The following is a 12,164-nucleotide window of genomic DNA, read 5'->3' on the forward strand; positions in this document are numbered from 1 at the left end:
GTGATTACGTCAACTCGGGAAGGAGGGCCTGCGAATGCATCATATCAGGGGCCTGCCAGCGCACGGGCGATGCGGCGCGTCGGTGCGAGCCGGGCAGCCGCGCGTTGTTGCTCAATCGGCGAGCGTCATTGCCACAGCTTGGGGAAGTTGGTGACCACCACCTGCTCCAGGTTCGGGACCAGAATGCCGCTGCTCACCCCCTTGGCGACGGCCTGATAGCGGTTCATGGAACCTGTCTTGCGGGTCACCTGATTGAGGTGGTAGTTCACGGTGCGCTCCGTGATGCCGAGGATGCAGGCGATCTCGCTCGAGGTCTTGCCCTCGCTGGCCCAGAACAGGCACTCGGTTTCCCGATCGGTCAGGGCCTCTTGCGGCTCGCCGTCCTGCAGGCTGAGTCGCACGATGCGGATCGCGGCCTCGAAGATGTAATTGGACATCCAGGAGAGGATGGGCGAGGACGCCAGCAGCAGATCGCTCGAGGCTCGCTCGGCGGTGATAAACGACAGTATGCCGTTCTCCCCCGCCGCCCCGTGCAGCGGGAAAGAGATGCCGTTGCGCAGCCCGAACTCCGCCGCCAGCCCCATCACATCCATGCTGCCCTCTTGCAGGAAGCGCGCCTTTTCGTCCAGTTGATTCCAGTAGATGGGCAGGGTCTGCCTGCGGGCGAGCTGGATGATGGGATCGCAGGCCAGCATGTTGTTCACCGTGTAGGCCTGCACCCAGGAGTCCGGGCACTGATTGAACAGCACGACCTTGGGCCTTTGCATCGACATGGGCAGGATGAGCGCAAAACGATAGTAGTCGTAGCCCATCCCCAGAGAGAAGCGGCCGATCAACTCGGCCAGCCGCTCCCCGTCGGTCATCAGCGTGAAATGTTCCAAATACTCAAGCAGTTGGTCACGTGTCATAGGCTAGCCCCCCTGGCCAAGGCCTTGGATTATAGCGCCGAACCATGAAATGGAGAGACATGAATGCTTGTTTTCAAAGGAAAATTGAAAGAACACCCCAAATGGGAGGTCGAAAACGAGCTTTATCGTTTTCGCAAGCGCGTCTTTTCCGATCGACTCGGCTGGGATGTGGAATCCCACCGGGGTCTGGAACGGGACAGCTTCGACAAGCCGGACACCCACTGGGTGTTGATTGAGGACGAGCAGGGCCTATGCGGCTGCATCCGGCTGCTCAGCTGCGCCCAGGACTACATGTTGCCCAGCATCTTCCCCAGCGCCCTCGCGGGGGAACTGGCGCCGCGCAGCGCCGATGTGTGGGAGCTGACCCGCCTCGCCATCGACGCCGGCCGGGCTCCCCAGCTCGACAACGGCATCAGCGAGCTGACCTGCGTCATCTTTCGCGAGATCCATGCCTTCGCCAGAGAGCAGGGGATCCGGGAGCTGGTCGCCGTGGTCAGCCTGCCGGTGGAGCGGATCTTCCGCCGCCTCGGCCTGCCCATCGAGCGGCTCGGCCACCGCCAGGCGGTGGATCTGGGGGCCGTGCGCGGGGTCGGCATCCGCTTCCTGCTGGACGAGCGGTTCGAGCGCGCCGTCAACCGGCCGCTGCGCGGGCACTACGCGCCAGCCGACGCGGCGATCGCCATCCTCTAGTCCCGGACGTGTGCCAGCGAGGCCGCGTCCCTCGCTGGCCAGCCCCAGCAATCGGCTGGCGAGGCGATCACTCCTCACTGGCGTTGGCTCCGCCAACCCGCGCCACTGTCCGCCCCATAAAAAAGTCCCGGGACGCTGCCCGGGACTAAAACTCTCGCTATGGCCCGTTTCCACCCCATGTAAAAACGGACCGGGTGAGTATCTAATGAATCTCAATTTTGGACTACTGTCACTTATCACAGTGACCGGCCCCGCCACCCCGACCGCCAACGCCGCCCCGTGCCCCGCCCTGCCTTGTTGCCAGCCCCTGGATTCAGTAGCATATTTTCTTGAATCACCAAATTGATAAGGAATGCTGATGAAAGCCTTGGACTACAAGCTGCTGCTGGCGCTCGATGCGGTGATGCAGGAGCAGAATTTCGAGCGGGCCGCCCAGCGTCTGCACCTCACCCAGTCCGCCATCTCCCAGCGCATCAAGCAGCTGGAGCAGCAATTTGCCGAGCCGCTGATCATTCGCAGCCAGCCGCTGCGGGCCACCGAACTCGGCCAGAAGTTGCTGGCCCACTACCGCCAGGTGCGCCAGCTGGAGCTGGAGTTGGCCGGCGAGCTCTCCCCCGATGCACCGCAGACGCCGGTGCGGGTCAGCATCGCCATCAACGCCGACAGCCTGGCGACCTGGTTCCTGCCCGCCCTGGCCCCATTGCTGGAGCAGCACCCCATCGAGCTGAACCTGCTGGTGGACGACGAGAGCCGCACCCTCGACAAGGTGCGCGAGGGACAAGCGTTCGGTGCCGTCAGCCTGCAACCCCAGCCGCTGGCCGGCTGCTGCGTCGACGAACTCGGCGAGATGCACTATATGCTCACCGCCAGCCCCGCCTTCGTCGCCCGCCACTTCCCGCACGGGCTCACCGCGGCGGCGCTGGCCAAGGCACCGGCGGTGGCCTTCGATCAGCGCGACGACATGCACGTCAGCTTCGTGGCCCGCCACTTCGGGCTGGAGCCCGGTGGCTATCCCTGCCACACGGTGCGCTCGTCCGAGGCCTTCGTCGCCATGGCCGAGCAGGGGCTGGCCTGCTGCCTCATCCCCGAGCTGCAGATCCGCCAGCAGCTGGCAGAGGGGAGCCTGCTCGATCTGTGCCCGGACCATCACCTGGTCGAGCGCCTCTACTGGCACCGCTGGGTGCTGGAGCGGGGGCTGCACAAGCAGATCTCCGCGCGCCTGATCCAGCAAGGTCGCCGGGCATTGCAACCCCGCTGAGGAGGCCATTCACCTTGGCTTTGGAGGGGTAAAAACGTATAGTGCTGGGCGATTCTTCATCAGGTCTCCACTCAGGTTCCTCACTTATGTTTCAAGACAATCCCCTGCTGGCTCAGCTCAAGCAACAAATCCGCGAGAACATCCCCAAGAAAGAGGGTGTGATCCGCGCCTCCGATCGGGGCTTCGGCTTCCTGGAGGTCGATGAGAAGACCAGCTATTTCGTGCCGCCTCCCTACATGAAGAAGGTGATGCACGGTGACCGGGTGAGCGCCCTGATCCGCACCGAGAAAGAGAAGGAAGTGGCCGAGCCGGATGCCCTGCTGGAGCAGGCGGTGACCCGCTTCGTCGGCCGCGTGAAGATGTTCCGCGACCGCCTCAACGTGGTGCCGGACCATCCCCTCATCAAGGACGCCATCAAGGCCCGCACCAAGAAGGGTCTGGATGAGAAGTCCCTCAAGGAAGGGGACTGGGTGGTGGCGACCCTCAAGCGTCACGCCCTGGTGGACGGCAACTTCTCCGCCGAGATCACCCAGCTCATCGCCGACAAGGACGATCACAACGTGCCCTGGTGGGTGGTGCTGGCGCGCCACAACCTGGCTCAAATTGAACCGGCCGATCTGCCCGAGTGGAAGGTGATCGAAGAGGAGGAGCTGCCGCGCACCGACCTGACCGCCACCCCCTTCTTCACCATCGACGGTGCCAAGACCAAGGACATGGATGACGCCCTGGCCATCCGCAAGCTGGACAACGGCTGGGAGCTGCTGGTCGCCATCGCCGATCCGACCGCCTATGTGGCCGAAGGCAGCGAGCTGGACAAGGAAGCCGCCCAGCGCGCCTTCACCGTCTACATGCCGGGCCGCAACGTGCCGATGATCCCGCGTACCCTCTCCGACGAGCTCTGCTCCCTGAAGGAGGGCGAGGAGCGCAACACCCTGTGCGCGCGCCTGCTGATCGCCGAAGACGGCCTGCTGCTGGAAGAGACCGAATTCTTCGCCGCTCGCATCCTCTCCCACGCCCGCCTCAACTATGACGAGGTCTCCGACTGGGCCGAGCACGGCAAAGAACTGAACATCGACGCCGGTGTGCTGGCCCAGTTGCCGCTGATGAAGGCCATGACGGAGGCGCGCATCAAGTGGCGCACCGAGCATGCACTGGTGTTCCCGGACCGCCCCGACTACGACTTCGAGCTGGGTGAAAACGGCGCCGTGCTGGCCATTCACGTCGAGCCGCGCCGCATCGCGAACCGGATGATCGAAGAGTCGATGATCGCCGCCAACATCTGCGCCGGCCGCGTGCTCGGCAAGCAGGTCGGCTACGGCATCTTCAACGTCCACACCGGCTTTGACGAGGAGTCCCTCGACGGCGCCATCGAGCTGCTCAAGAGCGCCGAGGCCCCGTTCGAGAAGGAAGAAATCGCGAGTCTCTCCGGCTTCTGCGCCCTGCGCCGCTGGATCGACAGCCAGGATACCCGCTGGCTGGACGGCAAGATCCGCCGCTTCCAGAGCTATGCGCTGATGTCCGCCGAGCCGGGTGCCCACTACGGCCTAGGGCTGGATGCCTATGCCACCTGGACCTCCCCCATCCGCAAGTACGGCGACATGGTCAACCATCGCCTGCTCAAGGCCGTCATCGCCGGCAAGACCCCGGGTGAGCGCCCAAGCCAGGAGCTGACCGAGCACCTGACCGAATGCCGCCGCCTGCACCGCCGAGTCGAGCGCGACATCGGCGACTGGCTCTATGTCCGTTACCTGATGGCCGCCGCCGGCACCGATCAGCTGTTCAACGCCGAGATCATCGACGTGATGCGCGCCGGTCTGAAGCTGCGTCTGCAGGAGAACGGTGCCGTGGTGTTCATGCCCGCTCGCCACATCCTGGACAACAAGGACAGGCTGGAGTGCAACTGGGACAACGGCCGCGTCTATCTGGACAAGACCGAGGTGGTGTATGAGCTGGGCCAGGTCATCCAGGTCAAGCTGAGCGAGGCGGTGGAAGAGACCCGCTCCCTCATCGCCAAACCGGCGGTGGCGCTGGTGCCGGGCCCGGCGCCGGAAGCCCCGGTCGCCGACAGCACTGAGGCACCTGCCGAGGCAGCTCCCAAGGCAGAATAAGTTTGTCGCCACCCGCTCGATTCAACAGCCCGCCGCTCGGCGGGCTTTTTTATGGCGCCTTGCCAGGGTGGATCCAGTGCCTCTCCACCCCCTCTGCTTCCCGTACGGGCCAGCACCGCGCTGGTACCATCACAGTCCGCCCGCCCTCCCTCACAACAGCGCCATCCGAATCAGCGCCCTCCCGGCAACAGCAGATCATGGATACCGCTGACAGCCTGAGTGCGGGCATAGATCCGCGGTGATCCATTGGCCAGTTATCGGAAAATACGAATAATTCATCGTTCCCCCTCTCATTTCCCCTGTCCCCAGCACAGTCTCACTTGAGGTCAAATTTTATATTTGTGACATATATCACGTTGACACCATTCAGCATCACGCAAAAAAGTGAGAGGTAAATCACAGTAAAACATTGTTCGCGACAAGAAAGATCGAAAAGCAGCCAAAAAACAGTTCATCTCTGTGATTTGGATCACCAACAAGGGAGGGGGGGAGGGCAGGTATTTGGGAGGAGCATCACAAGATGCCCCGTTCCCAGCCCAATTTAATCGTAAACTGGTAGATTGAAGTTGCTTAGACGACTGGGATGGGGTTCGGCAAAACCCACCATTCCGACTACCACTTTTAATCAAACAGGCTTAAAACGGGGTCCCGACATGTTATCACCGGATACCAAAGTCAAGATACAGAATTTTGGGCGCTTCCTGTCCAATATGGTCATGCCCAACATAGGCGCCTTCATCGCCTGGGGCTTCATTACCGCACTCTTCATTCCTACCGGCTGGCTGCCAAACGAGACGCTGGCCAAGCTGGTCGGCCCCATGATCACCTATCTGCTGCCACTGCTCATCGGCTACACCGGCGGCAAGCTGATCGGTGGTGAACGCGGTGCCGTGGTCGGTGCCATCACCACCATGGGCGTCATCGTCGGGACCGACATCCCCATGTTCATGGGCGCCATGATGGTCGGCCCGCTCGGTGGCTGGGCCATCAAGCGCTTCGACAAGGCGATGGAGGGTCGCGTCAAGAGCGGCTTCGAGATGCTGGTCAACAACTTCTCCGCCGGCATCGTCGGTATGTTGTGCGCCATCCTCGCCTTCTTCGTGATCGGTCCCTTCGTCAAGGTGCTCTCCGGCGTCCTGGCCGGTGGTGTCGACTTCCTGGTCGCCCACGGTCTGCTGCCCCTCACCTCCATCTTCGTCGAACCGGCCAAGATCCTGTTCCTGAACAATGCCATCAACCACGGTATCTTCTCGCCGCTGGGTATCCAGCAGGCCACCGAACAGGGCAGCTCCATCTTCTTCCTGATCGAAGCGAACCCGGGGCCGGGTCTGGGCGTGCTGCTGGCCTACATGGTGTTCGGCCGTGGCAGTGCCAAGCAATCCGCTGCCGGAGCCTCCATCATTCACTTCTTCGGTGGCATCCACGAGATCTACTTCCCCTACGTGCTGATGAACCCGCGCCTCATCCTGGCGGTGATCGCCGGTGGCATGGCCGGGGTCTTCACCCTGACACTGTTCAACGCGGGTCTGGTCTCCCCTGCCTCGCCGGGTTCCATCTTCGCCGTGCTGCTGATGACGCCGAAGGCCTCCCTGATCGGGGTGCTGCTCTCCATCATCGCCGCAACGACCGTCTCCTTCCTGGTCGCCGCCGTCTTCGTCCGAGCCCAGCAACCGGAAGCCGACGAGGCCGATGCTCTGGGTGAAGCTACCCGCCAGATGAAAGCCATGAAGGGCGCCAAACCTGAAACCAGCGCAGCCAAGAAACTGGGCGCCGAGCTGATGGCGGTGCGCAACATCGTGGTCGCCTGCGATGCGGGCATGGGCTCCAGCGCCATGGGCGCCGGCATGCTGCGCAAGCGGGTGCAGGCTGCCGGCCTCGACATCAGCGTGACCAACCGTGCCATCAATAACCTGGACGATCAGGTTGACCTGGTCATCACTCACCAGGATCTGACCGAGCGTGCTCGTCGCCATGCGCCGAATGCTCGCCATATATCCTTGACCAACTTCCTCGACAACGCGCTGTATCAGAACCTGGTGCAAGAGCTGACCGATGCTGCTGGCAAGGGTGCTGCGTCTACCCAACCGGCTGTTGCCGTTCCCGCCGCCGAAGCCAAGGGCGAGGTGTTCACCCTGTCCCCGTCAGACATCAATCTGGGCCTGAAGGCCGACGACAAAGAGTCTGCCATTCGCCTGGCAGGCAAGATGCTGGCCGATGCGGGTTATGTCGAACACGACTATGTGCAGTTCATGCTCGAGCGTGAAAAGCTGGTTTCTACCTATCTGGGTGAGTCCATCGCAGTGCCGCACGGCACCGTCGAGTCCAAGCATCTGGTGAAGCGTACCGGTATCGTCATCTGCCAATACCCAGCCGGTGTGCGCTTCGGTGACGATGAGGATGCGGTCGCCCGTCTGGTGATCGGCATCGCCGCTCGCAACGACGAGCATCTGGCGGTCATCTCTCGCCTGACCAATGCGCTGGATGAAGATGGTCTCATCGACCGTCTGGCCCGCACCAATGACCCACAGGAATTCCTGAAACTGCTGGGCGCCTGATCGGTACGCGAACATTCATCATTGTTTTAGGTTTAAGAGGCTAGTTTCATGAAAACATTGCATTTCGGTGCCGGTAATATTGGTCGTGGCTTCATCGGCAAACTGCTGGCCGATGCCGGTCATCAGGTGACCTTCGCCGACGTCAACGAACCGCTGCTGGCTGAGCTGAACCTGCGTCACGAGTACAAGGTGAACGTGGTCGGCGCGGAGCAGAAAATAGACGTGGTTCGCAACGTGGACGCCGTCAGCTCCATCGGTGATGAGGTGCTCTCTCGCATCGCCACCACCGACATGATCACCACAGCGGTGGGCCCGAACGTGCTGGACCTGATCGCCAGCACCTTGGCCAAGGGCCTGCAAGCTCGCTTCGCGGCGGGTAACCAGGCTCCGCTCAACATCATCGCCTGCGAGAACATGGTGCGCGGCACCAGCCACCTCAAGCAGGAGGTGCTCAAGCACCTGCCAGCCGAGCATCATGCCACCCTCGAAGCCCATGTCGGCTTTGTCGATTCGGCAGTAGATCGCATCGTGCCGCCAGCGGCTGCCGGTGGCGACCTGCTGGAGGTCACGGTCGAGAGCTTCAGCGAGTGGATCGTTGATCGTGCCCAGTTCAAGGGGGCAGTGCCTGATATCGCTGGCATGGAGGCTACCGACAACCTGATGGCGTTCGTCGAGCGCAAGCTGTTCACCCTCAACACTGGTCATATCGTCACCGCCTATCTGGGTCGTCTGCTCGGCTATCACACCATCCGTGAGGCCATCGAAGATCCGGTGATCCGTAGCAAGGTGCGCCGTGCCATGGAGGAGAGCGGGGCCGTGCTGGTGCAGCGTTATGCGTTCGATGAAAAGCTGCATGCCGCCTACATCGAGAAGATCCTGACCCGTTTCGCCAACCCCTATCTGGTGGACGAAATTGACCGCGTGGGTCGCCAACCGCTGCGCAAACTGGCAGCCGGGGATCGCTTGGTGAAGCCGCTGCTCGGCACCCTGGAGTACGGCCTGCCAAACGATCAGTTGCAGGAGGGTATCGCCGCGGCGCTGCACTATCGCAACGCCGATGATCCCCAGGCGGTGGAGCTGCAGACCCTGCTGGCAGACGTTGGCCCAGCCGCAGCGCTGGCTAAAGTGACTGGTCTGGACGCGAACAGCGACATCGTTGCCGCCATCGTCGCCCGCTATCAGGCCTTGTGAGGACACACAGGCGGCACGCCGCTGTGCGGACAGCGGCGGCCCTTAGTTAAAAACAGGGAGAGAGCCAGGCTCTCTCCCTGTCAGCTGGACCCCAAGTACCTATGACCACACACCAGGAAGACGAAGTACTGGAACGACTGAACGAGCAGGATGGCCCCCGTGGCTTCTTCCTCGAGGTCGTGACCATCCTGGAAGAGGCGGTCGACTCCCTGATGCGGCGCGCGTTCCGCCAGGAAGAGTATGCCGTCAAATACGCCATCGAACCCCTGCTCAACCAGAGCGGCCCCCTCGGCCAGCTGGAGGTGCGCCTCAAGCTCATCTTCGCCCTCGGCCTCATCTCTCTCGAGCGTTATCAGGATCTCGAACTCTACTTGAAGACCCGTGATCTGCTGGTACGCGACCCCAAGGATTACCGCTTCAGCGACAAACCGATCCGCAATCTGCTCGAACGCCTGCATTGCCTCAATCAGGGCAGCGTGATACCGCAGGAGCCCCCGGCCAACGAGGAAGACTGGCCCCTCTACCAGATGCAGCTCAACCGGCTCGATCAGGTGGTGCGCTCGGCCCTGGCGCTGGCGGTGACCGATTGCGTCACCGAGCTCCACAAAGAGAGTCCCATCTAATCAGGCAGATTGCCTGTGCCCTGCCTTCTTGCGCCACGACTCACCGATCCATCCCCGACACCGCCAATGCCGGTCTTCCCATCTGCAGCCCCTTGCCAGCAAAGGCACGGCAGCCAACCGGCGCACGGACCTGCGGCTAGACTTGAGGGTGGTGCCATGAGTCATAGGAGGATGTCATGACGGTCAGCGAATTGCGCACTCTGAATCAGCAAGGCCGCTTCAAAGAGGCCGAGATCCTGCACGACATCGCCTTCCCGGGCTGGATCGTGGAGTTTCGTGGCCAGGATGGTCGCCTGTACGAGATGACGGACACCCTGGGCTGCCCGGTGAGATTCGCCTCGGAGGAGGATGCACGCGAGCATATCCACCGGGTGGCCGACTGCCCGATCCAGGTCGAGCATCTCTACCGCTTCTACGAACGCTGAGAAACAGCCACCCATGAAAAAGGCTCCTTTCGGAGCCTTTTTTCTATTCTGGTTGAGAGGGCTCAGCCCCCTTGCCTTCCAGCCGCCTGACCGGCTTTTGCAGAATAAGGTTGGCCGGATAGGTGACCAGATCGCCGTTGTCATCCCGCACCCGCACATAGAACAGACCTATCTCGGTGATGACCCCGGTGACTGAATCATCCTTGTCGAGGATGCGGATCCTGTCGCCAATCTTGTAGGGGAAGGCGAAGAAGATGGTGATGCTGGCGGTGATGTTGGAGAGGATCGACCACTGCGCCACCATGGCGACGCCGAGCACGGCGAAGAAGGAGGAGGCGAGCACCACCAGCCGGGAGAAGTCGAGCCCCCAGACCCCTGCCAGGATCAGCAGGGTCGCGCAGCCGAGCAGGAAGTGAAACACGTGCTCCACGTAGAGTACCCGGTTCTCGCTCACCTGCCTGGACTGGGCCAGCGCCAGCAGACTCTTGTGAATGAGGCTGCGGATCAGGGTGTGTCCCAGCAACAGCAGCAGGGTCACGCCAAAAGATTCCCATGTTGTCATGCGTGCTCCTTACCACCAGCGCCGGTGTTTGAGCCAGATGGCCAACCCGGTCGCCAGCGCCAGCAAGGATCCGCAGAAGATCCAGAAGGCGGTCGGATTCTCGGCTCCCGGGATCCCGCCGAGGTTGATGCCAAACAGGCCGGTCAGAAAGCTGGCGGGCAGGAATAGCAGTGCCATCACCGACATCTGGTAGGCGCGGCGGTTGGTTGCCTCCGCCATCAGGTTGTTGATCTCGTCGGCCAGCACGGCGGTACGGGCAACCCCGGCATCCAGATCGTCCAGCCAGCGCCGCAGGCGATCGGCGATGTCGAGCAGGCGGCGACGATCGTCCTCATCCAGCCAACTGATCTTCTCGTTGGCAAGGCGGGCGACCAGATCCCGCTGGGGGGAGAGGTAACGCCGGATCATGATGAGCTGCTTGCGGATCAACGCCAGCCGGCCGTTGGCGGGCAGATCCCGCAGTAGCACCAACTCTTCCAGCTCCAGGATCTGGTCGTGCAGCACCTCGACAAACTCCCCCGCCCTGTCGGTCAGGGCATCGCAGATCTCCACCAGCCAGTCGGCGGGAGAGTCGGCTCCCCCACCCAGTTTCAGCTGATTGAACACGTCGGTTTCAGACAACAGGGGACGACGGCGGCTGCTGATGATCAGATCCGGCGTGATGTAGATGCGCAACGCCACCATCTCTTCGGGTCGGTGATCCTTGTTGTGGTTGATGCCGCGCAGGATCAGCAGCACGGTCTCCCCCATCCGTACCAGCTTGGGCCTGTTGCTCTGGCCGAGCAGGGATTCGCGCACCGCCTCGTTGAGCAAGGGGGTCTGCAGTAACCAGCGCGCCGCCTCCGGATTGCCATAGTCCAGGTGCAACCAGCTGGGTTGCGCCCCCGGGATCTCGCTCCCCGCCGCCAACGGCTGCATGCCGCCCTTGCCATCCAGGGTCAGGGCATAAATCACGTCACTGGGCACCCGATCCATCAACTCATCCTTCTCGCTTCGGTTCATCGAGCCAGCTTACACGAAAGCCGGGCTCGACTCAGCCTCATGGCCACCCCCCCCTGCGTCAGCCGTGCTAACATACGGCCCTCGTTTCAGACACAGGAAGCCATGCCATGCCCATCTGGGTTGATGCCGATGCCTGCCCGCTCCCGGTCAAGGAGATCCTCTACCGCGCCGCCCACCGCGCCCAGGTGATCACCACCCTGGTGGCCAATCAGGGGCTAAGGGTACCCCCTTCTCCCTTCCTCAAGACCCAGCAGGTAGAGAAAGGATTCGATGTGGCGGATCATGTCATCGCCCAGCAGGTCAAACCAGGGGATCTGGTGATAACCGGGGACATTCCGCTCGCCTCCTGGGTGATCGATGCCGGTGGCGAGGCGCTCAATCCCCGCGGCGAAATCTACACCCGCGAGACCATACAGGCGCGGCTCGGCATGCGTAACTTCATGGAAGAGTTGCGCTCGGCCGGAATCCAGACCGGTGGCCCTGCCCCCTTCAACGCCGGCGACAAGCAGCGTTTTGCCAACGCGCTGGACAAGTGGTTGCTCAAGGGAAAACTGAGCTGACATCAAGCACCCTGGCGCTGCAAAAACCTGACGCACCGAGATAAATTTTTCAGCATCCCACCCTAGGGCAAGTTGGCCATTCCCGGCTTGCCTCTCGGCAGCTTCGCCATCGCCTCACCAGCCCTGTTCATTGGCGTTCCCCTCCGCTACCGAGGCGCCAACCGCCGCGCCCTTTCATCCCGTCACCGCTCTCAGCGAGGCTGCATTGTGGCTGCCATGCCAAAAACAATGTTTTTAATTATATCAATAGCAATTGAAATACCTCGGGTCCTCGCCTAGACA

The 12,164-nt window shown here is 62.1% G+C and carries 11 protein-coding genes; 8 read left to right on the forward strand and 3 right to left on the reverse strand.

The genetic code is table 11. From position 1 onward, the window contains the following. Window positions 1-125 precede the first annotated feature (125 nt). Window positions 126-908, reverse strand: a complete 783-nt coding sequence (locus ACZ9IL_RS15540) for a LuxR family transcriptional regulator (RefSeq protein ID WP_476004296.1) — start codon at window positions 906-908, stop codon at window positions 126-128. 63 nt (window positions 909-971) lie between these two features. Here ACZ9IL_RS15540 and ACZ9IL_RS15545 point away from each other — a divergent pair, with 63 nt between their 5' ends. From ACZ9IL_RS15545 to ACZ9IL_RS15575, 7 genes are all read left to right on the forward strand, one after another. Beyond that, on the forward strand, window positions 972-1,598 hold the full coding sequence (locus ACZ9IL_RS15545; RefSeq protein WP_476004297.1) for an acyl-homoserine-lactone synthase: 627 nt from the start codon (window positions 972-974) through the stop codon (window positions 1,596-1,598). Window positions 1,599-1,956: 358 nt separating this feature from the next. After that, window positions 1,957-2,856, forward strand: a complete 900-nt coding sequence (locus tag ACZ9IL_RS15550) for a LysR family transcriptional regulator ArgP (RefSeq protein WP_476004298.1) — start codon at window positions 1,957-1,959, stop codon at window positions 2,854-2,856. Window positions 2,857-2,942: 86 nt separating this feature from the next. Next, window positions 2,943-4,964, forward strand: coding sequence for an exoribonuclease II (locus tag ACZ9IL_RS15555; protein ID WP_476004299.1), 2,022 nt, complete (start codon window positions 2,943-2,945; stop codon window positions 4,962-4,964). Window positions 4,965-5,617: 653 nt separating this feature from the next. After that, window positions 5,618-7,519, forward strand: a complete 1,902-nt coding sequence (locus tag ACZ9IL_RS15560) for a PTS mannitol transporter subunit IICBA (protein ID WP_476004300.1) — start codon at window positions 5,618-5,620, stop codon at window positions 7,517-7,519. 48 nt (window positions 7,520-7,567) lie between these two features. After that, complete coding sequence (locus tag ACZ9IL_RS15565; RefSeq protein WP_476004301.1) at window positions 7,568-8,710, forward strand: mannitol-1-phosphate 5-dehydrogenase; 1,143 nt, start codon at window positions 7,568-7,570, stop codon at window positions 8,708-8,710. Window positions 8,711-8,811: 101 nt separating this feature from the next. Further along, window positions 8,812-9,333, forward strand: a complete 522-nt coding sequence (locus ACZ9IL_RS15570; protein WP_476004302.1) for an MltR family transcriptional regulator — start codon at window positions 8,812-8,814, stop codon at window positions 9,331-9,333. A 176-nt stretch (window positions 9,334-9,509) separates the two neighbouring features. After that, window positions 9,510-9,758: a hypothetical protein gene (locus ACZ9IL_RS15575; RefSeq protein ID WP_476004303.1), complete on the forward strand. Its 249-nt coding sequence runs from the start codon at window positions 9,510-9,512 to the stop codon at window positions 9,756-9,758. A 43-nt stretch (window positions 9,759-9,801) separates the two neighbouring features. Here the strand turns inward: ACZ9IL_RS15575 and ACZ9IL_RS15580 are convergent, their stop codons facing one another. Together ACZ9IL_RS15580 and zntB are read right to left on the reverse strand one after the other, a co-directional pair. After that, window positions 9,802-10,320, reverse strand: coding sequence for a mechanosensitive ion channel domain-containing protein (locus ACZ9IL_RS15580; protein ID WP_476004304.1), 519 nt, complete (start codon window positions 10,318-10,320; stop codon window positions 9,802-9,804). 9 nt (window positions 10,321-10,329) lie between these two features. After that, complete coding sequence (gene zntB / locus ACZ9IL_RS15585; RefSeq protein WP_476004305.1) at window positions 10,330-11,322, reverse strand: zinc transporter ZntB; 993 nt, start codon at window positions 11,320-11,322, stop codon at window positions 10,330-10,332. Window positions 11,323-11,429: 107 nt separating this feature from the next. On the opposite strand from zntB, the gene ACZ9IL_RS15590 reads away from it, so the two are divergent. Next, window positions 11,430-11,882 carry a YaiI/YqxD family protein gene (locus ACZ9IL_RS15590; protein ID WP_476004306.1) on the forward strand — a complete coding sequence of 151 codons (453 nt, stop codon included), beginning with the start codon at window positions 11,430-11,432 and terminating at the stop codon, window positions 11,880-11,882. Window positions 11,883-12,164 lie beyond the last annotated feature (282 nt).

The organism is Aeromonas sp. TECH754 (genome assembly GCF_056279295.1).

Excerpts from the sequence above, each read along its gene's own strand:
- ACZ9IL_RS15545 (WP_476004297.1), top strand. The coding sequence starts at position 972 with ATGCTTGTTTTCAAAGGAAAATTGAAAGAACACCCCAAATGGGAGGTC.
- ACZ9IL_RS15540 (WP_476004296.1), bottom strand. The coding sequence starts at position 908 with ATGACACGTGACCAACTGCTTGAGTATTTGGAACATTTCACGCTGATG.
- ACZ9IL_RS15565 (WP_476004301.1), top strand. The coding sequence starts at position 7,568 with ATGAAAACATTGCATTTCGGTGCCGGTAATATTGGTCGTGGCTTCATC.
- ACZ9IL_RS15560 (WP_476004300.1), top strand. The coding sequence starts at position 5,618 with ATGTTATCACCGGATACCAAAGTCAAGATACAGAATTTTGGGCGCTTC.
- ACZ9IL_RS15580 (WP_476004304.1), bottom strand. The coding sequence starts at position 10,320 with ATGACAACATGGGAATCTTTTGGCGTGACCCTGCTGCTGTTGCTGGGA.
- ACZ9IL_RS15575 (WP_476004303.1), top strand. The coding sequence starts at position 9,510 with ATGACGGTCAGCGAATTGCGCACTCTGAATCAGCAAGGCCGCTTCAAA.
- ACZ9IL_RS15555 (WP_476004299.1), top strand. The coding sequence starts at position 2,943 with ATGTTTCAAGACAATCCCCTGCTGGCTCAGCTCAAGCAACAAATCCGC.
- ACZ9IL_RS15550 (WP_476004298.1), top strand. The coding sequence starts at position 1,957 with ATGAAAGCCTTGGACTACAAGCTGCTGCTGGCGCTCGATGCGGTGATG.
- ACZ9IL_RS15590 (WP_476004306.1), top strand. The coding sequence starts at position 11,430 with ATGCCCATCTGGGTTGATGCCGATGCCTGCCCGCTCCCGGTCAAGGAG.
- ACZ9IL_RS15570 (WP_476004302.1), top strand. The coding sequence starts at position 8,812 with ATGACCACACACCAGGAAGACGAAGTACTGGAACGACTGAACGAGCAG.
- zntB (WP_476004305.1), bottom strand. The coding sequence starts at position 11,322 with ATGAACCGAAGCGAGAAGGATGAGTTGATGGATCGGGTGCCCAGTGAC.